Genomic DNA, 213 nt, shown 5'->3' with positions numbered 1-213 from the left:
CATTTGGTGCTGTGGTATCGATAGTCACCACTGCACCTGTTGTACCCACATTACCCGCAGGATCAGTTGCAGTCACAGTCACGGTGTGTGGACCATCGGTCAACACTGGAAGCGTATTGTCTGCAAGCGTCCAGGTGCCATTGCCATTATTGGTTGCCGGATAGTTCACACCATCTACAGTCACCACAACAGTCGCAGTCGGATCATTCACTG

1 protein-coding gene is annotated in these 213 nt (G+C 51.6%); it reads right to left on the bottom strand.

What is annotated here, in order from left to right; genetic code table 11:
- Positions 1 to 213 (bottom strand): Ig-like domain-containing protein (locus ACG59Z_RS18810; protein ID WP_400200736.1); only part of this gene is annotated, 213 nt, incomplete at both ends.

This window comes from Acinetobacter sp. ABJ_C1_1 (genome assembly GCF_044684115.1).
GTDB lineage: Bacteria > Pseudomonadota > Gammaproteobacteria > Pseudomonadales > Moraxellaceae > Acinetobacter > Acinetobacter nosocomialis_A.
The sequence above is the reverse complement of the archived record's forward strand: the minus strand, read 5'-3'. Positions and strand labels throughout refer to the sequence as shown.